This is a genomic window from Pseudomonas sp. QL9 (assembly GCF_041409665.1).
GTDB classification, from domain to species: Bacteria; Pseudomonadota; Gammaproteobacteria; order Pseudomonadales; family Pseudomonadaceae; genus Pseudomonas; species Pseudomonas knackmussii.
Map to the genome: position 1 here is coordinate 5,642,549 of NZ_CP166971.1, position 20,859 is coordinate 5,663,407.

20 protein-coding genes are annotated in these 20,859 nt (G+C 63.9%); 7 read left to right on the plus strand and 13 right to left on the minus strand.

What is annotated here, in order from left to right; all coding sequences use genetic code 11:
• The first annotated feature begins 131 nt into the window (after window positions 1-131).
• Together ACA097_RS26225 and ACA097_RS26230 are read left to right on the plus strand one after the other, a co-directional pair.
• Window positions 132-560 carry an Lrp/AsnC family transcriptional regulator gene (locus ACA097_RS26225; RefSeq protein WP_043252713.1) on the plus strand — a complete coding sequence of 143 codons (429 nt, stop codon included), beginning with the start codon at window positions 132-134 and terminating at the stop codon, window positions 558-560.
• 116 nt (window positions 561-676) lie between these two features.
• Window positions 677-1,111, plus strand: a complete 435-nt coding sequence (locus ACA097_RS26230) for a carboxymuconolactone decarboxylase family protein (RefSeq protein ID WP_043252711.1) — start codon at window positions 677-679, stop codon at window positions 1,109-1,111.
• 207 nt (window positions 1,112-1,318) lie between these two features.
• On the opposite strand, the gene ACA097_RS26235 is transcribed toward ACA097_RS26230, so the two are convergent.
• Window positions 1,319-2,413, minus strand: coding sequence for a GNAT family N-acetyltransferase/peptidase C39 family protein (locus tag ACA097_RS26235; RefSeq protein WP_371367080.1), 1,095 nt, complete (start codon window positions 2,411-2,413; stop codon window positions 1,319-1,321).
• A gap of 190 nt (window positions 2,414-2,603) precedes the next feature.
• Between ACA097_RS26235 and ACA097_RS26240 the strand changes: the two genes are divergently transcribed.
• Both ACA097_RS26240 and ACA097_RS26245 read left to right on the plus strand, forming a co-directional pair.
• Complete coding sequence (locus tag ACA097_RS26240) at window positions 2,604-4,094, plus strand: RimK family protein (protein ID WP_371367082.1); 1,491 nt, start codon at window positions 2,604-2,606, stop codon at window positions 4,092-4,094.
• A gap of 130 nt (window positions 4,095-4,224) precedes the next feature.
• Window positions 4,225-5,559 (plus strand): sigma-54-dependent Fis family transcriptional regulator, encoded by a 1,335-nt coding sequence (locus ACA097_RS26245; protein WP_043252705.1) that lies wholly within the window; start codon window positions 4,225-4,227, stop codon window positions 5,557-5,559.
• A 99-nt stretch (window positions 5,560-5,658) separates the two neighbouring features.
• Here the strand turns inward: ACA097_RS26245 and ACA097_RS26250 are convergent, their stop codons facing one another.
• The 6 genes from ACA097_RS26250 to ACA097_RS26275 form a co-directional block, all read right to left on the minus strand.
• Complete coding sequence (locus tag ACA097_RS26250) at window positions 5,659-6,936, minus strand: hypothetical protein (protein WP_043252703.1); 1,278 nt, start codon at window positions 6,934-6,936, stop codon at window positions 5,659-5,661.
• 58 nt (window positions 6,937-6,994) lie between these two features.
• The gene (locus ACA097_RS26255) at window positions 6,995-7,729 is read right to left on the minus strand and encodes a hypothetical protein (protein WP_371367085.1); all 735 of its coding nucleotides are present in this window, start codon (window positions 7,727-7,729) and stop codon (window positions 6,995-6,997) included.
• Between the two features lie 46 nt (window positions 7,730-7,775).
• Window positions 7,776-8,453 (minus strand): C39 family peptidase, encoded by a 678-nt coding sequence (locus ACA097_RS26260; protein WP_043252698.1) that lies wholly within the window; start codon window positions 8,451-8,453, stop codon window positions 7,776-7,778.
• 77 nt (window positions 8,454-8,530) lie between these two features.
• Complete coding sequence (locus ACA097_RS26265; RefSeq protein WP_371367087.1) at window positions 8,531-9,571, minus strand: heme utilization protein; 1,041 nt, start codon at window positions 9,569-9,571, stop codon at window positions 8,531-8,533.
• 54 nt (window positions 9,572-9,625) lie between these two features.
• A complete protein-coding gene (locus tag ACA097_RS26270) occupies window positions 9,626-10,204 on the minus strand; it encodes an adhesin (protein WP_371367089.1) in 579 nt (192 codons plus the stop codon).
• A gap of 1 nt (window position 10,205) precedes the next feature.
• A complete protein-coding gene (locus ACA097_RS26275) occupies window positions 10,206-10,649 on the minus strand; it encodes a hypothetical protein (protein ID WP_043252692.1) in 444 nt (147 codons plus the stop codon).
• Between the two features lie 612 nt (window positions 10,650-11,261).
• On the opposite strand from ACA097_RS26275, the gene ACA097_RS26280 reads away from it, so the two are divergent.
• Together ACA097_RS26280 and ACA097_RS26285 are read left to right on the plus strand one after the other, a co-directional pair.
• Window positions 11,262-12,092 carry an undecaprenyl-diphosphate phosphatase gene (locus tag ACA097_RS26280; protein WP_043252690.1) on the plus strand — a complete coding sequence of 277 codons (831 nt, stop codon included), beginning with the start codon at window positions 11,262-11,264 and terminating at the stop codon, window positions 12,090-12,092.
• A gap of 8 nt (window positions 12,093-12,100) precedes the next feature.
• Window positions 12,101-12,781 carry a DUF1294 domain-containing protein gene (locus ACA097_RS26285; RefSeq protein WP_160287286.1) on the plus strand — a complete coding sequence of 227 codons (681 nt, stop codon included), beginning with the start codon at window positions 12,101-12,103 and terminating at the stop codon, window positions 12,779-12,781.
• Window positions 12,782-12,787: 6 nt separating this feature from the next.
• Here the strand turns inward: ACA097_RS26285 and ACA097_RS26290 are convergent, their stop codons facing one another.
• Window positions 12,788-13,693 carry a LysR substrate-binding domain-containing protein gene (locus tag ACA097_RS26290; RefSeq protein WP_043252688.1) on the minus strand — a complete coding sequence of 302 codons (906 nt, stop codon included), beginning with the start codon at window positions 13,691-13,693 and terminating at the stop codon, window positions 12,788-12,790.
• Window positions 13,694-13,808: 115 nt separating this feature from the next.
• Here ACA097_RS26290 and ACA097_RS26295 point away from each other — a divergent pair, with 115 nt between their 5' ends.
• The gene (locus tag ACA097_RS26295; RefSeq protein WP_160287285.1) at window positions 13,809-14,417 is read left to right on the plus strand and encodes an FMN-dependent NADH-azoreductase; all 609 of its coding nucleotides are present in this window, start codon (window positions 13,809-13,811) and stop codon (window positions 14,415-14,417) included.
• Between the two features lie 182 nt (window positions 14,418-14,599).
• Here ACA097_RS26295 and ACA097_RS26300 read toward each other — a convergent pair whose 3' ends face one another.
• The 5 genes from ACA097_RS26300 to ACA097_RS26320 form a co-directional block, all read right to left on the minus strand.
• Window positions 14,600-15,607, minus strand: a complete 1,008-nt coding sequence (locus ACA097_RS26300) for a hypothetical protein (RefSeq protein WP_160287284.1) — start codon at window positions 15,605-15,607, stop codon at window positions 14,600-14,602.
• A gap of 139 nt (window positions 15,608-15,746) precedes the next feature.
• Complete coding sequence (locus ACA097_RS26305) at window positions 15,747-16,760, minus strand: alpha/beta hydrolase family protein (RefSeq protein WP_371367092.1); 1,014 nt, start codon at window positions 16,758-16,760, stop codon at window positions 15,747-15,749.
• Window positions 16,761-16,831: 71 nt separating this feature from the next.
• Complete coding sequence (locus ACA097_RS26310) at window positions 16,832-18,421, minus strand: ABC-F family ATPase (RefSeq protein WP_371367094.1); 1,590 nt, start codon at window positions 18,419-18,421, stop codon at window positions 16,832-16,834.
• A 602-nt stretch (window positions 18,422-19,023) separates the two neighbouring features.
• Window positions 19,024-19,296, minus strand: a complete 273-nt coding sequence (locus ACA097_RS26315) for a hypothetical protein (RefSeq protein WP_043252679.1) — start codon at window positions 19,294-19,296, stop codon at window positions 19,024-19,026.
• A 336-nt stretch (window positions 19,297-19,632) separates the two neighbouring features.
• Window positions 19,633-20,304 (minus strand): DUF3313 domain-containing protein, encoded by a 672-nt coding sequence (locus tag ACA097_RS26320; RefSeq protein WP_043252676.1) that lies wholly within the window; start codon window positions 20,302-20,304, stop codon window positions 19,633-19,635.
• Window positions 20,305-20,859 lie beyond the last annotated feature (555 nt).

The window sequence follows — 20,859 nt, forward strand, 5'->3', positions numbered from 1 at the left end:
CGAGCGGCGCGGGGCTCAGCCGCCAGGTCGACGGTGGCGCCCATGGTTGCAAAGCCCGTCGTTGAAATGAATCCGTAAATCTGCAGAATGATGAAGCTTTTTTAGCTAAATCAACTAGGCGGATAAGCAAAATGTCTAAAAGCACAGACGCGCTGCTCCTCAACCTGTTGCGCGCCAACGCCCGCGAGTCGGTTTCCGAGTTGGCGCGCAAGCTGGGGGTGTCGCGCTCGACGGTGCAAAGCCGCATCGAGCGCCTGGAACAACAGGGGATCATCAGCGGCTACGCGGTGAAGGTGGCGGACAGCTATGCGCAGTCGCTGGTACGCGCGCATGTGCTGGTGACGGCGCTGCCCAAGCTGTCGCACCAGGTGGTGCAGGCGCTGGAGAAAATTCCCGAGGTGCGCACCCTGCACTCGGTCAGCGGCAACTTCGACATGATCGTGATCGTCGAGGCCCAGTCGATCCGCGACCTCGACGCCTTGCTCGATCGCATCGGCGCGCTGGATGGGGTGGAGCGCACCATGTCGTCGATCATTCTTTCCACGCGCATCGACCGCTGAGGCGGATTGGCTCCATTGGACTCCGTGGATTGCCCGACATTGGCTATTCGACGCCGGCGAAGGCGCGGCTAAGGTATCTCCATTCCCGCAGCCCGCGGGCCCCACTGGAGAGAACCATGAGTGCACGAATCGACTGGGCCAAAGTGTCCCCCGACGCCTACAAGGCGCTGATCGGCCTGGAGCAGGCCCTGGCCAAGACCGGCCTGGAAAACTCGCTGATCGAGCTGATCCGCCTGCGCGCCTCGCAGATCAACGGCTGCGCCTACTGCGTGAACATGCACGCCAACGATGCGCGCAAGGCCGGTGAAAGCGAGGCTCGCCTGCAGACGCTGAGCGTATGGCGTGAAACCCACTTCTTCAGCGCTCGCGAACGCGCCGTCCTGGCCTGGGTGGAAAGCCTGACGCTGCTGGCCGAAAAGCATGCGCCGCAGGACCAGTTCGACGCCCTGCGCGAACACTTCAGCGACGCCGAGATCGTCGGCCTGACCCTGGCGGTGGCCACGATCAACACCTGGAACCGCTTCGGCGTCGGCATGGCCATGGTGCCCTGACTGCACGCCCCGGGTGGACAGACGCCAAGGGCGCCCGTGCAGGGGCGCCCTTGGCGTTTTTGCAGCATGTAGGAGCGAGCTTGCTCGCGAACCGCACGGCACGATGTTCCCCTGTAGGAGCGGCCCATGGCCGCGATTCGCGCGCATGGCGCGCTCCTACAGGTTGGAATTGGTGCGGGGATTTTCGCGGATGAATCCGCTTGCTCTTCAATGCTTGAACAGCATCACCGCCGCGCGCAGCTTGCTGCGCCCGAAGCGGCTCATCTTGTCGAACTCGGCGTGGCTCACCGGGATGTGCTGGCAGTCCAGCGGCTCGCGGTGCTGGCTGTGGTCGACGTCCGGGTCGTGCAGGTAGATGAAGTCCTCGTCGCAGCCGGTGATCAGCACCCAGTGCGGCGCCTTGGATCGGGTCAGGCGGTAGCTGCTGATCAGCACCAGCGGCAGGCCGCCGGCATCCAGGGCGCTGACAATGTTCAACTGGTTGACCAGCAACTGCTCGACTTGGCTTTGCGCGAGGTCGTCGGCGAAGTCTTCGTGCACCAGGCGCATCACTTCGCGCTTTTCCTCGCTGCGCACACCGTCTAGGAACAGCGGCCCGTCTTCCGTCAGCTCCAGGCGCACGCGGTAGCCGCGTCGCCATGCCGCCAGCGCCAGGCCCTGCGGGCTGCAGCCGCCATGGCCGGCAGTCATGTAGATGGTCGTGGCTTCGCGCCACAGGCGCAGCTCCTCGCGGCGTTCCATGGCGCGTCCGGGGCTGAGCGCGGCCATGGCCATCAGCAGGCACGCCGGGCCGCAGGTGAAGTCGGTGGTCTGCCGGTAATAGGGCACGTGGGCCTGGGCGTGGTTGCCCAGGCGGCGGATGCGCTTCTCGAAGCGCTGGGCCTCGCTGTGGTCTTCGTAGTAGTCGCGCACGGTGGCGAAGGGGCGGTAGCCGTTGCGCTCGTAGAGGCGGATGGCGCCGACGTTGTCCGGGCGCACTTCCAGGCGCATGTAGGCGCAGTCGTGCTCGATGGCGGTGGTTTCCGCGGCATCCAGCAGCTTCTGGCCCAGCCCGATGCCGCGCGCACGCTCGTCCAGGGCGATGGAGTAGAGGCGCGCCAGGGAGGTGCCCAGGTGGAACAGCACCAGCACGTAGCCCAGCAGATTGTCATCGGCTTCGGCGACGATCAGTTCGGCGTGGGCGCGATTGATCATCCACTGGAAATTGCGTCGGGAGAGGCGGTCGTATTCGAAGCAGCGACCTTCGAGGTCGACCAGCGCGTTGAGGTCGTCGAGGGTCGCGGTGCGCAGTTGGAGGTTCATGCCGGTCCGGAAAATGCTGCTGATCGCTGGAGTGAGTGCGCGTCCTGGGCTTTATTCGTACGGCAGGTTCTAGCCCTGAACGGCGCGCCGCGGGCGCGGTCGAAGGCCCTGCGGCGCCAGTGAAGAAGTATTGACGCGCACCACCCGGCGAGCAAGGCCGGTCCCTTGGTTTGCAGAGTTCGGAGGTGTCGTGAGCAAGCTGTACATCATCGTCGAGCGCAAGGAGGACTGGGCCTCCTACTATCCCAGCGAAGACCTGTTGAGCGCCCAGGAGTACCTGGAGTCGCCCAACGACGACGACACGGGCAAGCGCGTGCAGGTAATCAACCTGTGTCGCAACTACAAGTACCTTGGCCACGGCTATTACTGCTCGCTGCTGGCCGAGGCGCGCGGGCACAAGGTGATTCCCTCGGTGCGCACCATCAGCGAGTTGGCGCGCAAGTCGCTCTACGGGTTGGCCCTGGAGGATCTCGACCGCACGCTGGACAAGGCGCTGGCGGCCCATCCCTACGGCAGTACCGATGGCTTCACCCTGACGCTGTACTTCGGCCGCACCGATATCGAGCCCTTGCAGGATCTGGCACGCCAGCTGTTCGAGGCTTTTCCCTGCCCGATGCTGCTGGTGGAGTTCCGCAAGGCGCGCGGCTGGCACATCGAGGGCATCAAGCCGGGCAACATCCACAAGTTGCGCGAGGAACAGGAAGACCTCTTCGCCGCGGCCCTGGACAGCTTCAGCCGGCAGATCTGGCGCAAGCCGCGCTCGCGCAAGCAGTTCCGCTACGACCTGGCGATCCTCCACGACCCGGCCGAAGCCTTCCCGCCCTCCGATGCCAAGGCGCTGAAGGCATTCATTCGCGTTGGCCGCAGCCTGGGCATCGACGTCGACCTGATCGAGAAGAAGGACTACTCGCGCCTGGCGGAGTACGACGCCTTGTTCATTCGCGAGACCACACGGGTGGACAACCACACCTATCGCTTCGCCAAGAAGGCCGAGAGCGAGGGGCTGGTGGTGATGGACGACCCTGTATCGATCCTGCGTTGCACCAACAAGGTCTACCTGGCCGACCTGCTGCGCAGCCACAAGCTCGGCATGCCGGCTACCGAGATCCTCTACCGCGACAATCCGCAGGACCTCGAACGGGTCGAACGCAGCCTGGGCTTTCCGCTGGTACTGAAGATTCCCGACGGCAGCTTCTCGCGCGGCGTGATCAAGGTCGAGAACCGCGAAGCGCTGCAGGTGGCGGCGGCGGAACTGTTCGAGCGCTCGGTGCTGATCCTCGCCCAGGAGTTCTTCTACACCGAGTACGACTGGCGAATCGGCGTGCTCAACCAGAAGCCGATCTTCGCCTGCCAGTACTTCATGTCCAAGGGCCACTGGCAGATCTACGACCACAGCCCCGATGCCCAGGAGCTGAGCGGTGATTTCCGCACCATGGCCGTGCACGAAGCACCGCGAAAAGTGGTCGATCTCGCGCTGAAAACCGCCAACCTGATCGGCGACGGACTCTACGGCGTGGACCTCAAGCAGGGTGGGGATCGGGTGGTGGTGATCGAGGTGAACGACAACCCGAACATCGATTGCGGGGTGGAGGACGTCTTCCTCGGCGACGACCTCTACAAGCTGATTCTCGAGGAGTTCGTCCGCCGCCTGGAAGTCAAGCGGCGAGGGCACGGGTGGTGAGACTGTTTTGGCATTGGCTTTATAGGAAAACGATCAATGCGCGCGTCAATATATTGCTAACTTTACAGAATGGAGCGCCAAGCAACTGTTTTTTAAAGTTTTTCAAATTAATGGCGCCAAGGAAAGGAGCATGCTCGAAGCCACGTCGAATCGACGGCGGTTGCTGGTGGTCGATCCCTGTGACGACTGCCGACGACTACTGCCCGGACTCCGGGCTGCAGGGTGGGAGGTAGACAGTTGCGAGCTCGAAACAGCGAGCGAACGCAGCTGCGACGTCGGCCTGCTGCGCCTGCTGCCGGAACATCTTGAGCGCCCCGAGGCGATCAAGGAAGTCATCAGCCGCAGCGGCACGGAGTGGATCGCGGTCCTCAGCCCGGACGCCTTGCCGATCCACGAAGTCGGCGATTTCGTCTGCGAATGGTTCTTCGACTTCCATACCTTGCCTTTCGACGTGGCGCGGGTGCAGGTCACCCTCGGCCGCGCGTTCGGCATGGCGCGCCTGCGCGGGCGCGGCAGCGCGCAGAGCCTCGAGCATCAGCACGAGCTGCTGGGCGAGAGCCGCTCGGTACAGGAGCTGCGGCGCTTGCTGACCAAGTTCGCGCCCACCGAGTCGCCCGTGCTGATCCGCGGCGAGAGCGGGACCGGCAAGGAGCTGGTGGCGCGCACGCTGCACCGCCAATCGAGAAGGGCCAGCCGGCCATTCATCGCGATCAACTGCGGCGCGATTCCCGAACACCTGATCCAGTCCGAGCTGTTCGGCCACGAGAAGGGTGCCTTCACCGGTGCGCACCAGCGCAAGATCGGCCGTTTCGAGCAGGCCAACGGCGGCACCCTGTTCCTCGACGAGGTCGGTGACCTTCCGCTGGAGCTTCAAGCCAACCTGCTGCGGGTGCTGCAGGAGAAACAGATCGAGCGGGTCGGCGGCAGCCAGCCGATCGCTGTGGACGTCCGCGTACTGGCGGCCACCCATGTCGATCTGGAGGCGGCCATTTCCAGCGGGCGCTTCCGCGAAGACCTGTACTACCGGCTTAACGTCCTGCAGGTGTCGACGGCGCCGCTGCGCGAACGCAATGGCGACCTCGCGCTGCTGGCCAACCACTTCGCCCACCTGTACAGCGTCGAGACTGGCCGCCGGCCGCGGCGCTTCAGTGATGACGCGCTGGCAGTGATGGCCGAGCACAGCTGGCCGGGCAATGTGCGCGAGCTCGCCAACCGTGTGCGCCGTGGTCTGGTGCTGGCCGAAGGTCGGCAGATCGAGGCGCGCGACCTGGGGCTGGAACGCGAGCGGGGCAAAGGTGCGAACCTGCCGTTGGTGACGCTGGAGGAGTACAAGCTGGGTGCCGAACGGCAGGCGATGTGCGATGCCCTGGCGCGGCATGGCGACAACCTGAGCGTTGCCGCGCGCATGCTGGGTATCTCGCGGCCGACCTTCTACCGGCTGCTGCACAAGCACCAGTTGCGCTGAATAAGGAAGGGTGAACGGAGGCGGGGAGCGATCCCCGCCTTTTTTTGCGCCCAGCGCTAATGAAAACGGCCCCCGAAGGGGCCGTTGTCGTTGTTGCGATCAGAAGTAGTAGGGGAATTTCACGCTGACGCTGTAGTCCGGTGCATCCGGGCTGATGCCGATGGACAGGTTGGGCACGATGGTGAGGTTCTTGCTCCAGGCGTAGGTCATGCCCCAGTTGAAGTACGCGGCGTTGGCGTCGCTGCTGGTAACGCCTTGCCAGTCGCCGCCGTCGGGTTTGATCTTGGTCTTCTCGGCGATCAGGTCGGAGAAGGAGAACGACATACTGGTCTTCTCGTTGAGCGCGAAGGCCGCGCCGGCGCCGACCTGGAACCAGTCGCCCAGCTTGACCTTGCCGCCCAGCTTGGTGCCTTCCTGCGGGCTGATGTCGCTGAACGAATCCTCGATGTTGTAGGTGTAGCTCAGGCTGCCGAACAGCACGACCGGGTCCACGGTCTTGACCAGGGAGATCCCCGGGGTGACCGACCACACACCGTTGCCGGTGGGCAGTTCCTTGGGCACGTTGAGGTTGTCGTTGTCGCTCGCCCGTACCAGCTTGATACCGTAGGGGTCGGTACCCGTGGGTGCCTTGACGCGCAGGCTGACCACAGCATCGGGGCGCGACTCGGTTTCGTCCATGAACTTGTAGGCGATACCGAAGTTGACGTCGCCCCAGGTCGGGTCGCGCTTGACCTTCTCGTCGGTGGACTGCGAGGTGGAGTTCCCGGCGCCGGCCGACTCGAAGATGCTCTGCCGGTAGACCACGGGCACGTCGATGTCGAACTGCCAGCGGTTGTTCCAGTTGTAGCGAGTGGTCAGGTCCAGGGTCCAGGTATCGGCATTGATGTTGTCCACGCCGATGTTGCCCAGGAAGATGGTGTCCAGCGCGAGGAAGCCGTTGAGGGTCAACTGCCTCGAATCATAGTGGGTGTAGGTGATCCCGGTCTCGAAGCTCCAGGTTCCATTACCGAAGAAACCGTTGGCCTCGGAGTAGAGGTCATCCACGCTCTTGGGCGGCTGGCTGTCGTCCTTGAGCGATTCGCCGTAAGACGCACCGGTGCTGACATTAGAGCTGGTGCCCGGTGGTGTGGGTTTGTTGGTGGAAGTCACGAGGCGCTTGGGCTGGGCCGGTTGAGCGGCTGCAGGCTGTTCCTCGACCTGGCGGACGCGCTGTTCCAGCACCATGAGGGCCTTCTGCTGAGCCTCGTAACGTTGTTTGAGCTCAATGAGCTCCTGCTTCAAAGCATCCACCTCAGCCTCCGAAGCCGCGAAGCTGAAGGTCGAGGGGAGTAGAGCGGATAGACAAACTGCGGTGCGAAGCGAAAGTGATCGGTGCATGGCGCGCTGTCCCTTTCTTTATATGTAATGTTTAGTCACATCCGCGATTGAGCGTAGATCACATTCCCATACTGCGTAGACCTTTGAGTTGAGTCAGGTTGCAGTCCAGGGCGCCCACCGTCGGAAGGTTGTTGCGCAGGACGACGTTCAGTTGAGTCACGTTGTTAACCAGGTTGCTGCTGCCCAGCATGTTGGTGGCCTGGAGCATGCCGCCGCTGGCCAATTGCTGGACAGTATTGCCCTGGCCGTTGGCGTTGATTGCCATCTGGATACCGCCGCTGCTCGGATTGACGGTGACGGTTCCGGCGCCATTGGTGGCGCTGTAGGTGCCGTTGAGCGGTACACCTTGGTTGTTGATCGCAGGCGCTTGGTCGGCCTCGCTGACGTTGATGCCCACGTTGTTCGTTGCGCTGTTGTAGTCACCCGCCGAGCGGGCGCTCTGAGTGACCCCTTGGGTCTGGTTCAAGCCGGCGCCGCCGGTAATGCTGCCGGTGGCCGCGTTGGGTGTTCCTCCGTTACCGGCCTCGTTGGTGGAGGTGACATAGAACTGCGGTTTGATGGTGGATTCCTGGATTTGCATGCTCACTCTGGCGCCAATGTTGTCGCCGACGGCGTTTTTCCAGGTGCTGCTCATGACGACGCCGAAACTGATGATTCGACCGGGCATTACATAGCGCCCGCGCAGCTGAGCCAGCTCCTGGTCTTTTAGCTCGATCGGGCGGAAGGTTTCCGCGGCTTGGATCGGCAGGCAGATGACCAGGCAGGTGGCGGCGAGCATCGGGATGGTCTTCATCGTTATCTCCCGGAGAGGATCCAACCCCTCGCTATCTTTTTTAGACTCAGAGGAAATCGCTCTGGATGAAACCGAAATCCATGAGCTCTGCGTCCTTGACCGGGTAGAAGGCATTCAGTCGATCTTTTGCGGTCAGGGGTTCCGGCGGCCGCAGCAGCGCGTTGGCCTTGTCATAGCCGGGACCAATGATGGCGAAGATGATGCCGTTCCAGCCCTTGAGAAAATCTTCTTGCGTGTAGCGCTTGTGACCGAGCACCGGGTCACCGATGTACATGTGGCCTTTGTAGGTCCGCTGCAGCACGACGAAATGCTTGTAGCCGCGCACGTCGAGCAGGACGATCACCGGAACGGCCAGCTTCTCCAGCGACGAAGGTGGTATGCGATATCCGCGGGCGCGCATGCCGATGCTTTCCAGGTAGACCTTCATGTCCAGCATCGAGAAGCCCTGGGTACGAACCAGGTTGGGGTCGGCCTTGACCAGCATGCCCTTGATCACGAATTCCTCGTCCACGTCCAGGTCGTAGGCTTGGCGCAGGATGGTGGCGAGGGAGGCGGCACCACAGCTGAAGTCGGTCTTCTGCTCGACCAGGTTGGCGAAGCGACGTTCGCGGACACTCTCGACTTGCTTGTAGGCCAGCATTCCGCCCGGCAGGGGGACAGCCAACTGGCCGGCCTGGCTAAGGCCGGAAAGAGCAGTGAGCAGGAGAAAAGCGAACGTGCGCATGATCGTCACGCCTGTGCAAGCGCTAGGAGAAGGAGGGGCTCCGTTGCCGGAGCCCCCCAAGTACAGCAGCTTTTCGCTTACAGGCCAGTGCAGGCCTTGCAACCTGCGGCGATGGACAGCGAGTTGCTTTGTTGGTTGCCGACACCGGCAGCCACGTTCACACCCACGTTACCCGAGGCGTTGTTGAGCGAGTTGCTGATGGTGGCGTTGTTGGTGACAGGGTCTTTCCAGCCAGTCGGAACCAGCACTTGGTAGGTGGCATAGCCACGCAGATCCACGGTGCCGGACTCGCTGAAGTACAGCGGATCCTTGTCCACTTTGCCGTGATCGTCGCCACCGCGGCTGTCCATGCTCGGGCCACCATGGCCACCATGGCCGCCATGACCTTTTTCCGGATCGTCCAGCACTACGCCTTCGCCATGGCCCTTGTAGGTGCCATGAGCCGAGAACTCGGAGCGCAGGGTTTCCTTCGAGTAGGTCAGGAAAGCAGCGTTGAGGACGTTGTTGCCAGTGGAGGTTTGGCTGGCGCCGCTGGAGGCGTCGGCGGTACGACCACCGGACACGGCTGCGGCCATGTCGTTTTTCTGTTGGTTGAAGTTGCCGGCGGCCATGTTGATGCCCATGTTGCCGGAGGCGTTGTTGGCCGAGTCGGTCAGAGACGCCTTGTTGGCATTGGAGAAGTTCCAAGCGTTGTTGTTGTGATTGTTCTGGGTCACGTCGGTGGACGCTTCTGCCGAACCGAAGATGAAGTGCTCATCCGCGGTGGCGAGGGCGGCGGCGTTGGCTTGTTGGTTCATGTCGCCAGCGGCCACGTTAGCGCCGACGTTACCCGATGCACCCTTCAGCGAATTATCAACAGTGGCGTTGTTCTTGGTGCCCATGTTGGTAACGTTGTTGTTGTAGCTCTCTTGGGTGTCAATCACAGAAGCGGTTGCACCAGCCGGAATCCGTGGGTCCTTGTAGGGGTCGTAGGGCTGATGTTGGTGGTGGTTATCATGGTCGTGGCCATGACCGTGGCCGTGCCCATGATTGTCGTTGCGGTTATCCGCGTGAACAGCTACAGCCAGAACCGCTGCTACCGCGAAAACCAGAGGCTTGAGAGCCATAGTCGGTTTCATGGTGATTCTCCTTGCATGTTGGCGTGCTTAGTGTTTTTGGTTGTTGGCATTGGGTCAGTCTGCGACCCGGATCGTCAGGGTGTTGGCAATGCGATTGCCGACCCCCGCGCTCTGGCTCACCTGGACCACCCCACGGTTGCCGGTAAAGGCCTGATCGCTGGTGACGATCTGCCGGCTGCCGGTGGATGAACCCGATGGACCGGAGTTCAGTGACAGCGTCACGTTCTGCTGCGAGAGCACGTCGTCACCGACGCTCTGCGGCACCGCGTTCACGCTGATGCTCATGGCATTGACCTGCTGGTTGGCAGATCCGGCGGACTGGTTCACGCCCAGTGCACCGTTGCCGTTGGAGAACGAATTGCCGGTGATCGAAGCCTTCGCCGCCTGGGTTGGGTCGACGATGGCGATCACTTTCTGATTGAACTGGGTGCGGGCACCGCCTTCGGTACCGATGGCAATGGCGCGGCCGTTGGCCTGCTGCGTTTCATCGCCTGCCGCCTGGTTGACACTGGCTACGCCGTTGTAGCCCCGGCCGCTGTTGTCGATGCTGGCGTTGTTGACCAGTTGCGGGTCCTGGGCGAAGGCGGCCGAGGCGCTGAGCAGGAGCAGGGAAAGTGCGTGATGGGCTTTCATCTCAACGATCCCCCGTCAGCATGCGCAACGGCGACAGGCCTTGCTGGACCGTGCGGTTGACCGAATTGGAGATGCCCGCGCCACCGCCGCCGCCACCGCCGAGCGGGTTGTTCGTCAGGCTCTGGTTGGCGCCGTTGTCCATGCCCACGAGCTGGCCGTTGGGCAGGATGCGCTGCTGGAGGCTGGAACCGCTGGTGACACCTGCGAAATCGGTATCGCTGAGCTCGTTGGTCTGTTGAATGACCTGGCGGGAGACGTTCGGATTGACGGTGGTCGGGTTTGGATCAGGCACCATGGTCGGCCGGGTGGCGACCCGGGGCTGCACGTCGCGTTGCAGAACGATGGTGCCGTCGCCGGCGTTGGCTACCGGGACTATGGTGGCCGTCGTGGCCACACATGCGAGGCCGACGAGCAGTCCGACGATCCTTGAATCGAAGTTCCCCATGATGGCGGTTCCTTTTTGGTGCGCTGTGCCCTAAACAGCTGTACCGGGATGGAGCAGAAGCCGTGCCTGTTTTGAATTTCGCTTTGGATTCAAAGGCTTGAGGAAATGAGCTGAGTGCAGGGTGAGGGTTGTTGTTTCGCATCTGATACAGCGACAGCCCCTGTTCCGGGGGGTAATCAGGCAGAAGAGGCTCTAGGGCGGGGCTTTGCGCAAAAGCGTTTCAGCGCTGAAACAGAATTTTGTGATGTTCTCGATATTTGCGCTGCGCGTGCCTTTGCGGGCACATGCGTTGTATCAACAGCGAAACAGATGACGCGGAAAAAAGCCTAGTTGGTACGGCAGTACTCTTGAAATTCAATGACTTAGTTGCATTTTGCACGGCTGTAAAGGGAATGAACCCATGAGGCGACGGTCTGTATGTCCGCTCCGTCCGTATCAGCCTCGGCAGAGGCCTTGGCGAGCCGTGAGAAATTTCCGTTACAGGGGCTCCCAGGGCGGTGCAATGCAGTAGCATGCCTGACCCCCGCAGCCCGGAGCCTGGCTCCAGAGGCCGCGGGCAGGAGAAACACACTATAAAGATCGCGGCAGCGGCCGCACCTTGGGGGAAGCAGTATGGAAATCTGGAATGCCGTGCAGGCGTTCATTCTAGGGGTGGTCGAGGGACTGACGGAGTTTCTCCCGGTGTCCAGCACCGGACACCAGATCATCGTCGCCGACCTGCTGGGCTTCGTTGGCGAGCGTGCGCAAGCCTTCAACATCATCATCCAACTCGCGGCGATCCTCGCGGTGGTCTGGGAATTCCGCAGCAAGATCATCGAGATCATCGTCGGCTTGCCGACGCAGCGCCGCGCGCAGAAGTTTACCGTCAACCTGCTGATCGCCTTTGCGCCGGCCGTGGTGCTGGGGGTGGCCTTCGCCGACAAGATCCACAAATACCTGTTCAACCCGATCACGGTGGCTGCCGCGCTGCTGATCGGCGGCCTGATCATGCTCTGGGCCGAACGCCGCGAGCATGCGATCCGTGTCGACCAGGTCGACGACATGACCTGGCGCGACGCGCTCAAGGTCGGCTGTGCCCAGTGCCTGGCGCTGATCCCCGGGACTTCGCGGTCCGGCGCCACCATCATCGGCGGGCTGCTGTTTGGCCTGTCGCGCAAGGCCGCCACCGAGTTCTCGTTCTTCCTCGCCATGCCGACCATGGTCGGGGCGGCGGTGTACTCCGGCTACAAGTACCGCGAGCTGTTCCAGCCCAGCGACCTGCCGGTGTTCGCCATCGGCTTCGTCACTTCGTTCATCTTCGCGATGATCGCCGTGCGCGGCCTGCTGAAGTTCATCGCCAGCCACAGCTATGCGGCCTTCGCCTGGTATCGCATTGTCTTCGGCCTGCTGATCCTCGCGACCTGGCAGTTCGACCTGATCGACTGGAGCAGCGCCAAGTCGTGATTGCGGGCGTGGAGAAGAGCGGCGTGATCAGCCGCTGGGACGACGACAAGGGCTTCGGCTTCATCCGCCCGCAAGGCGGTGGCGCGGAGCTCTTCCTTCACATCTCGGCGTTCCGTGGCGACCGTCGCCCGCAGCAGGGCGACGCCGTGCGCTACACAGCCGGGAACGACCGTCAGGGCCGGCCGCGTGCCGAACACGCGCGCCTGGCCGGGTTGGCCGTCGATCTGCCGGAAATCCGCCAGAAACCTCCTGCCCAGGCGACCCGCGCGAAAGTGCGCAGCGGTCGGCAGATCGCCGAGCCAAGCCGGCCCGGCAACCTTGGTCGGGCCCTGGCGTTGCTCGCCGCGACCACACTGGTGCCGCTGTTGGGCGCCGGCTCCTGGCTGATGAAAGGCGACGCGCCCTGGTGGCTGCTCGCTTATCCGTTGCTCAGCCTGGCTGCCTTCTTCGCCTATTGGCGTGACAAGCGCAGCGCCGAGCGCGGCGCCTGGCGTACGCCCGAGCAGACCCTGCACCTGCTGGAACTGTTCGGTGGCTGGCCCGGCGCGCTGCTGGCGCAACAACTGCTGCGGCACAAGACACGCAAATTCAGCTTCCAGCTGGTGTTCTGGCTCATCGTCCTGCTGCACCAGCTGTTCTGGCTCGACCATCTCAGCGGCGGTGCTATCGCCGCCCGCCTCTTGGGCTGATCGCCCTTACAAGGGGAAGTCGCTGCGGGCGAAGCCATCTGCCAGGTAGTCGAGCAGCGCCCGAACGGCCGGCAGCAGGCCGCGCCGGTGCGGATAGACGGCCTGAAGGAAGGCCGGCGGCTCGTGCCAGTCCGCCAGCACCCGCACCAGTTGCCCCTGCTCCAGTTCCTGGATGCAGTAGTAGAGGGGCAGGGTGGTGATGCCCAGCCCGGCCAGCGCCACCGTTTTGCGCAGATTGAAGTCTTCGGCGGCGAGGCGAGGCTCCAGGGCGACTTCGCGGCGCTCGCCACCTGGGCCGATCAGGTTGAAGTGAACCTTGCGATCGTTCCCCACCGCGCCGAGCACCGGCAGGCCGGCCAGGTCCTCCGGCTCATTCAGCGTGCGCCCCTGCAAGAGCTGTGGCGCCGCCACCAGCGCGGCTGCCGCCTGACGCAGGCGGCGCGACACCAGGGAAGGGTCTTCGTCACCCGGCGCGCGTACGCGCAGCGCCACGTCCACGCCTTCGTTGACCAGGTCGACGCGGCGGTTGGTCAGCAAGAGATCCAGGTTGACCTGCGGATACTGCGCGAGAAAGCCCGGCAGCATGGCGTTCAGCGCGGTTTCCGCCAGCGCCACCGGGCAGGACAGGCGCACCCGTCCGCGCGGCTCGGCACTCAGGTGCGCGGCTACCTCGTCGGCCATTTCGGCTTCCACCAGCATCGCCTGGCAATGCCGGTAATAGCGCTCGCCGATGTCGGTCAGCGCCAGCTTGCGCGTGGTGCGCTGCAGCAAACGCACATTGAGGCGCGCCTCCAACTCGGCGATGCGCCGCGACAGGCGCGACTTCGGCAGGCCCAAGTCGCGCCCGGCGGCGGCGAAACCGCCTGCTTCGACAACCTTGGCGAAGTAGTAGAGGTCGTTGAGGTCCTGCATGAGATTGTCCTACTGGTGGGACGAATCATCACATTCTTACCGACTTATCGGCGATTGCCTACATGCGTAGCATCCATTCCATCGACTCCCACCCCACAGTTACCCGGAGCACCGCATGAAACTTCTGCACATCGATTCCAGCATCCTCGGCGACGCTTCCGCCTCCCGCCAGCTGAGCCAGGAAGTAGTCCAGGCCTGGCGTGCCGCCGAGCCGGGCGTGCAGGTGACCTACCGCGACCTCGCCGCCGATGCCATCAGCCACCTGTCTGCCGCCAGCCTGGTCGCCGCCGGCACTCCGGCCGAACTGCGCGACGCTGCGCAGAGGCACGAAGCGGCCCTGGGTGAAAGCAGCATCGAGGAATTCCTCGGCGCAGACGCCATCGTCATCGGCGCGCCGATGTACAACTTCACCGTGCCGACCCAGCTGAAGGCCTGGATCGACCGCGTCGCGGTTGCCGGCAAGACCTTCCGCTACACCGAAAGCGGCCCGGAAGGCCTGGCAGGTGGCAAGAAAGTGATCATCGTCTCCACCGCCGGCGGCGTGCATGCCGGCCAACCGAGCGGCGGCGCCCACGAGGAGTACCTGAAGCTGGTTCTGGGCTTCCTCGGCATCACCGACATCGAGGTGGTCCGCGCCCAAGGCCTGGCTTACGGCGACGAACCGCGCCAACAAGCTATCAGCGCCGCTCGCCAGAGCATCGCGGAAACCTTCGCCCAGGCCTGATTCAGGCAGGGTGATCGAAAAGCCCCGGCAGTGATGCCGGGGCTTTTTCGTTTCGCCGCCTTTCTTTTGATTCCCGAGAAAGATCGCATTCATGGATGCGCTTCGCGGACATGGGCCGCTCCTGCAGGATCGGCATTTGCGGTGGGCGGTTCGCGAGCAAGCTCGCTCCTACAGATGCGTTTTCAGCGCAGCATGGCCTGCATCGGCGCGGAGGCGAGCTGCTCGGCAAAGAAGCGCGAGGCGTCGTCGATCAGGTCGCGGTGGATGGCCTGGCGGTCGACGCCCTCGGCGTCCAGGCACAATCCGGGGGTTGCGGCGGTTTCTGCGTCGTTGCATGGCGCCATGAAGACGAAGTGCCCGGCGCCGCTGAGCACGTGGAAGTTCGCGCTAGGCAGTTTGCGGGCGAGGGCGCCGGCGTTGCGGGTCCAGTCGAGCACCTGGTCGTTGTCGCCGCTGTAGATCGACACCGGCACGGCCACGCTTTCCAGCTCGTGGCGGCCGAACATGAGCCCCAGCGGGGCCAGCAGCATCACTGCGCGCACTCGGCCATCGGCTTGCGGGGCCAGGTCGATTCGGTCGGCCAGCAGTTCGCCGTGGGCGCTGCAGGCATCGCGGTCTTCGGGGCGTTTGGTGCAATAGTGGCGCAGGCGCTCCAGGCGCGGCTGGGCGCCGGCGAGGATCAGCGCGGTTTCGCCGCCGGCCGAATAGCCGATCACGCCGATGCGCTGCGGATCGATGGCAGATGCCAGGCGGTCGTCACGCAGGGCCGCGTTGATTGCTTCGGAAACCTGCAAGGGCCGGCCGTAGAGGTTGCTCAGCGCGCCCAGGCGGCTCTGGTCATGCAGGTTGTCGCCCGGATGTACGAGGGTCACCACTATGAAACCGCGCTGGGCCAGGGCCAGCACAAGGTCGCGCAGGGCCAGCGGGGTGCCGCCGTTGCCGTGGGAGATCACCAGCAATGGGTGTGCCTGGCCCTGCATGGGCGCGTCTTCGGCCAGCGGCAGGGTGAACAGGCCGATGGTGGTCGGTTGCGCAGGTGCTTGAGTCGGATAAAAGGCGATGGCGCGCATCGCCTTGTGGTCCAGCGGGTCGCTGAGCTGCAGGCGATGGAAGCCGACGTTGAGCGCTTCGGCGCCTGCGTCGAGTGAGAAGATCAGTAGCAGAACGAAACAGACGAGTCGCCCCAACATGGTGCTCTCCATCCTGGCCGCAGTCTCTGGGTCGGGCGTTGCGCACAGGGGACGCTGTACGGACGCCGGGATCGAGGCATCCGTGCATAGTACGCGCCAAGTCGAGTCATGAAGCGGTAATGGACGACTGGCAGGACGCTCAGCGCCAGGAGGCTTGCACCGGATCGACGCGCAGCTGGCTGGCGAAAAAGCGCGCCGCCTCGCCATTGAGGCTGCGGTGGATGGCCTGGCGATCCACGCCGATGGCGTCTTCGCACAGTTCCGGGGTCTCGGCATCTTCGTCGGCGGAGCACGGCGTCATGAACACGAAGTGACCGGCGCCCTGCAGCACATGGTATTCGGGCGGGTTCGGCAGGCGGCGCAGCAGGTGCCCGGCATTGCGCGACGGGTCTAGCACCTGGTCGCGGTCGCCGGTATAGAGCAGCACCGGGATGGTCACGGCGGCCAGGTCGTCATGGCCGAACATCAGGCTGAGTGGCGCGAGCAGGAGCAGGGCGCCAACTCGAGGGTCGGCGTGCGCTTTGAGGTCCGGTCGGTCGGCGCGCAGCTCGCCGTTCTCGCTGCAGGCGTCCTCATCGTCGGGCCGCTCCTGGCAATAGCGCAGCAAACGTTGCGGATTCGGCGTGGCGCCGGCCAGGATCAGCGCGGTTTCGCCGCCGGCCGAGTAGCCGATCACGCCGATGCGCTGCGCATCGATGCTGCTGGCGAGGTGCGTATCGGCCAATGCCGCGCTGATGCTGGCAGAAACCTGCAAGGGCCGGCCGTAGAGATTGCTCAGTGCGCCCTGGCGGCTTTGGTCCTCGGGGTTGTCGCCAGGGTGCAGCAGGCCGATCACCACGAAGCCGTTGCGCGCCAGGGACAGCAGCAGGTCGCGGTGGGCCAGTGGCGAGCCGCTGTTGCCGTGGGAGATCGCCAGCAGCGGGAAGCGTCCCTTGGCCGGCGCGGCGTCGAGCGCAACCCGAAGGCTGTATCCGCCGATGTGCAGCACACGCGGCTTGGACCGGGTGGGGTAGAAGATGACCGCCGGAATGGGCTTGCCGCTCAACGGGTCCTGCAGGGCCAGGCGTCGTGCGCCGGCATTCCAGGGCTGCGGCACGTTCGCCTGGGCCAGGCTGGCCATGAGCAGGAGCAGAACCAGCAGCACGCGCGCCATCCAGAGCCTCCGCAGAAACGAAAAGGGGATGCCGGCTGGCATCCCCCTTCAGCTTAGGCGCTGCTTTCGCCTCAGACGATCACACCCTGGCTGCGCAGGTAGTCGTCATAGGTGCCGCTGAAGTCGGTCACGCCGTTTTCCGACAGCTCGATGATGCGGGTGGCCAGGGAGGAGACGAACTCGCGGTCGTGGCTGACGAAGATCAGCGTGCCAGGGTAGTTCTCCAGCGCCAGGTTGAGCGCCTCGATGGATTCCATGTCCAGGTGGTTGGTCGGCTCGTCCATCACCAGCACGTTGGGCTTCTTCAGGATCAGCTTGCCGAACAGCATGCGGCCCTGCTCGCCACCGGAGATCACCTTCACCGACTTCTTGATATCGTCGTTGGAGAACAGCATGCGGCCGAGGGTGCCGCGCACCAGTTGCTCGCCGCCCTGGGTCCACTGGGCCATCCAGTCGAACAGGTTGTAGTCGTCCTCGAAGTCCTCGGCGTGGTCCTGGGCGAAGTAGCCGACGTCGGCGCTGTCGGTCCATTTCACTTCACCTGAGGTCGGCGCCATTTCGCCGACCAGGGTGCGCAGCAGGGTGGTCTTGCCGATGCCGTTGGGGCCGATGATGGCGATGCGCTCGCCGGCCTCGACCTGCATGCTCAGGTTCTTGAACAGCTCGACGCCGTCGAAGCCCTGGCTGACTTTCTCCAGGGTCACCGCCTGGCGGTGCAGCTTCTTGAATTGCTCGAAGCGGATGAACGGGCTGACACGGCTGGACGGCTTGACCTCTTCCAGCTGGATCTTGTCGATCTGGCGCGCGCGGCTGGTGGCCTGCTTGGCCTTGGAGGCGTTGGCCGAGAAGCGGCTGACGAAGGTCTGCAGTTCGGCGATCTGTGCCTTCTTCTTGGCGTTGTCCGACAGCAGGCGCTCGCGAGCCTGCTCGGCGGCGGTCATGTACTCGTCGTAGTTGCCCGGGAACAGGCGCAGCTCGCCGTAGTCCAGGTCGGCCATGTGGGTGCAGACGCTGTTCAGGAAGTGACGATCGTGGGAAATGATGATCATGGTGCTGTTGCGCGTGGTGATCACGTTTTCCAGCCAGCGGATGGTGTTGATATCCAGATGGTTGGTCGGTTCGTCGAGCAGCAGCAGGTCCGGATCGGAGAACAGCGCCTGGGCCAGCAGCACGCGCAGCTTCCAGCCCGGGGCCACGGCGCTCATCGGGCCGAAGTGCTGGTCCAGCGGAATGCCCAGGCCCAGCAGCAGCTCACCGGCGCGGGATTCCGCGGTATAGCCGTCGAACTCGGCGAACTGGACTTCCAGCTCCGCCACGGCCATGCCGTCTTCCTCGCTCATTTCCGGCAGCGAGTAGATGCGATCGCGCTCGGCCTTGACCGCCCACAGCTCCTCGTGGCCCATGATCACGGTGTCGATCACCGAGAACTCTTCGTAGGCGAACTGGTCCTGGCGCAGCTTGCCCAGGCGCACGCCGTTCTCCAGCATCACCTGGCCGCTCGAAGGCTCCAGATCGCCACCGAGAATCTTCATGAAGGTGGACTTGCCGCAGCCGTTGGCGCCGATCAGGCCGTAGCGGTTGCCGTTGCCGAACTTGACGGAAACGTTTTCGAACAGCGGCTTGGCGCCGAACTGCATGGTGATGTTGGCGGTGGAGATCAAGGTTCTTACCTATCAATAACTTAGAGGTGCATGGATCAAGCCGATAGCAATTTGATACCGAGTTCAGCCGCTCAGGTTCGCCGGGGGCGCCTGAGTCGATCCTGCGGGCGTAAGTGGGTTTCGCGAACCGCAGCTCCTACCGAGCTGCCGGGTGCTGCATGCGGGGGTTGGTCGCGGACGTGGCGCGCATTGTCGCATAGCTGGGGTGACAGTTGCATGCGCGAGGTCAAGGGGCGCGTCAGATCGGGCCTTGGCGGTTACGGTGGCCTGCACCCGGCTCTCGACCTGGCGTTTGCTGAAGATGTGCCTTATGTGGCTCTCGATGGTTTCCGGTGTAACGCACAGCAGCTTGGCCCTTTCCTTTGTCTCGATCGACTCCGACGCCGACACCCCGCGGATTGAGTTGGAGCCTGATCCATGGCATTGGCTGCGTTGCGGCATGTGGCCGAGATGTTCGGTTTGCACTGGAGCACCGTACCCAGGCGATCGTCCACGCCAAGGCGCTGGGCCCGGCGCGCTGAAGCGGCTCGGCGCCGGGGCATTCGCTCCGGCGCTTCGTCCTTAAGGCGTGGATTTTCCTGGGGAGGGCGGTTACGTGCTGGTCAGGCGCTGGCGCGCATCTGTGCCCCTTGGGCTGCCTCGTACAACTGCCGCGCTTCGCTGGCCAGCGGCGCCAGGGCCCAGGCCAGGCGGGCGGTTTCCTGCAGCAGGGTTTCCGCGCTGTCGTGCTGCTCCAGCACTTGCAGCAGGTTTTCCAGCGCCTGCAGACGGCGCGCGGCGGCTTCGTACAGGTGCTCGGCCGGTGCGGCGGTGTTGATGTAGAGAACGTCCTCGAAGGGTTGGTGACGCAGGGGGACCAGCTTGAGGTCAGGCATGGCGCACCTCGCTGGCGGAGGTGCAGGGCAGGGGGAGCGACCGGGGGCTTGTGGCCGGGGTCGGTTGATTGCGCATTTCCGTTGCTCCGTCTCAGGAGTGAATAAGCCGCCATCCCGGGGCAAGGGCGGCGGGCCGTACGGGGTACGCAATGTAGTGGCAGCTTTTGTAGGACGGCAAGGTAAGTACGCGCAGGACGCTTCTGTACTAATGGCTAGGGATTTCTACGGCGTGCGGTTCGGCGCAAGGCGGGGAAAGCGCTTGGTGTTGCGCGGAGCAGGGGATTCGCGGAGGGAGCGGACGCCCGGGTGCCGATGGCAGCCCGGGCGCCGCGGGTGTCACTTGCCTTTCAGGCTCTGGTACGACTTGACCATGTCCGAGGCCCAGGTATCGAGCACGGTGCGGAAGTCCGTGGACTTGACCACCTGGTCGGAGTTTTCGAGTTCTTTACCCGAGCCTTTGCGCACCACCTGGGCGACCACCTTGTTGTTGCTGCCGTCCATGAACGCAGCTTCGGTGGCGAGGGTGGTGTCTTGGTCGCGGATGCCGGCGGCGGTGCTGATGCCGGCGGCGATCAGGGCGATCGGGATCACCTCGTAGGGTTGCAGGCTCTTGGTCTTGGCGCTGACCGCGGTGATCGCCGGGCGCACCACCAGGACGCCCGGGCCGGGGCCGTTGGCCAGCGGCAGGACCTTGGCGAATTGGGTCTTCAGGGCCTGGTCGTAGTACTGGGTGATGCCCTGCAGGGTGCTCGCCGGGATCTTGTCGGTGGCTTGCGGCTGCGGGTAGAGCTGGCTCGGTTCGACGTAGACGCTGGTGAACTGGCTCACGTCGAGGCCCGGTTGAATCCAGCGCATGACGGGTGCGCCGGAGGGCGACTTGTCCTCCTTCAACACGCTGTAGTTGGTGAGGAACCCGGAATACTGCTCTGGCTCGACGTACTTGCTGGCACAACCGGAGAGCAGTAAGGACGTAAGGCACAGCGGAACTGCCCAGGACTTCATTTGCATTTTTATGCTCCATGTCTTCAGGTAGGGGTGTTCGCTTGCGGTTTGCTACAGGTTCAAGCGTGGTACTCAGTGGGCTTTCGCGCCAGGCCAGCTGGGTGCGGCGCAAAAACTTCATCCCGCCGGCCCGGCTTCCTTGCGAGTGTGCCGACGAGCGCTGAAAGGCGGTGTAGGCGCGCAGATCGTAAGTTGCGCTTATGCATCGAGCCTCCCCTGCTTTTTCATCGGTTCATCGAGGCACCGGTGTCCATTGGCGCTCGCGACCTGAGCGATGACAGCGCCCCCCGGTGGTTGGGCGTTCCCTGCGACCGCGCGTGCCGTACGAAATCCAGCCTAGATGCACTTGCCAGTTGCGCAACCGTTCGCGCCGGGTATCGGCGCGAGACGTGCGCTTGGCGAGGCTGCCGTGTGCGCCTGTAGCAGCGGGCTCTGGAGGGGGAGTCCAAGCCGTTCCAACTGCCCCGATCTGGGCAGGCCAATGGCCCTGCGTAGCGGCCACTCGAAAATCTTCGAGGCTTCAATGGGGTACCCTAGAAAACTTTCGATTGCGCTGGCCCT

What these genes read in the sequence shown, in the direction of transcription:
- ACA097_RS26225 (WP_043252713.1), top strand. Translation starts at nt 132, where the DNA reads ATGTCTAAAAGCACAGACGCGCTGCTCCTCAACCTGTTGCGCGCCAAC.
- ACA097_RS26230 (WP_043252711.1), top strand. Translation starts at nt 677, where the DNA reads ATGAGTGCACGAATCGACTGGGCCAAAGTGTCCCCCGACGCCTACAAG.
- ACA097_RS26235 (WP_371367080.1), bottom strand. Translation starts at nt 2,413, where the DNA reads ATGAACCTCCAACTGCGCACCGCGACCCTCGACGACCTCAACGCGCTG.
- ACA097_RS26245 (WP_043252705.1), top strand. Translation starts at nt 4,225, where the DNA reads ATGCTCGAAGCCACGTCGAATCGACGGCGGTTGCTGGTGGTCGATCCC.
- ACA097_RS26250 (WP_043252703.1), bottom strand. Translation starts at nt 6,936, where the DNA reads ATGCACCGATCACTTTCGCTTCGCACCGCAGTTTGTCTATCCGCTCTA.
- ACA097_RS26255 (WP_371367085.1), bottom strand. Translation starts at nt 7,729, where the DNA reads ATGAAGACCATCCCGATGCTCGCCGCCACCTGCCTGGTCATCTGCCTG.
- ACA097_RS26260 (WP_043252698.1), bottom strand. Translation starts at nt 8,453, where the DNA reads ATGCGCACGTTCGCTTTTCTCCTGCTCACTGCTCTTTCCGGCCTTAGC.
- ACA097_RS26265 (WP_371367087.1), bottom strand. Translation starts at nt 9,571, where the DNA reads ATGAAACCGACTATGGCTCTCAAGCCTCTGGTTTTCGCGGTAGCAGCG.
- ACA097_RS26270 (WP_371367089.1), bottom strand. Translation starts at nt 10,204, where the DNA reads ATGAAAGCCCATCACGCACTTTCCCTGCTCCTGCTCAGCGCCTCGGCC.
- ACA097_RS26275 (WP_043252692.1), bottom strand. Translation starts at nt 10,649, where the DNA reads ATGGGGAACTTCGATTCAAGGATCGTCGGACTGCTCGTCGGCCTCGCA.
- ACA097_RS26280 (WP_043252690.1), top strand. Translation starts at nt 11,262, where the DNA reads ATGGAAATCTGGAATGCCGTGCAGGCGTTCATTCTAGGGGTGGTCGAG.
- ACA097_RS26290 (WP_043252688.1), bottom strand. Translation starts at nt 13,693, where the DNA reads ATGCAGGACCTCAACGACCTCTACTACTTCGCCAAGGTTGTCGAAGCA.
- ACA097_RS26295 (WP_160287285.1), top strand. Translation starts at nt 13,809, where the DNA reads ATGAAACTTCTGCACATCGATTCCAGCATCCTCGGCGACGCTTCCGCC.
- ACA097_RS26300 (WP_160287284.1), bottom strand. Translation starts at nt 15,607, where the DNA reads ATGTTGGGGCGACTCGTCTGTTTCGTTCTGCTACTGATCTTCTCACTC.
- ACA097_RS26305 (WP_371367092.1), bottom strand. Translation starts at nt 16,760, where the DNA reads ATGGCGCGCGTGCTGCTGGTTCTGCTCCTGCTCATGGCCAGCCTGGCC.
- ACA097_RS26315 (WP_043252679.1), bottom strand. Translation starts at nt 19,296, where the DNA reads ATGCCTGACCTCAAGCTGGTCCCCCTGCGTCACCAACCCTTCGAGGAC.
- ACA097_RS26320 (WP_043252676.1), bottom strand. Translation starts at nt 20,304, where the DNA reads ATGCAAATGAAGTCCTGGGCAGTTCCGCTGTGCCTTACGTCCTTACTG.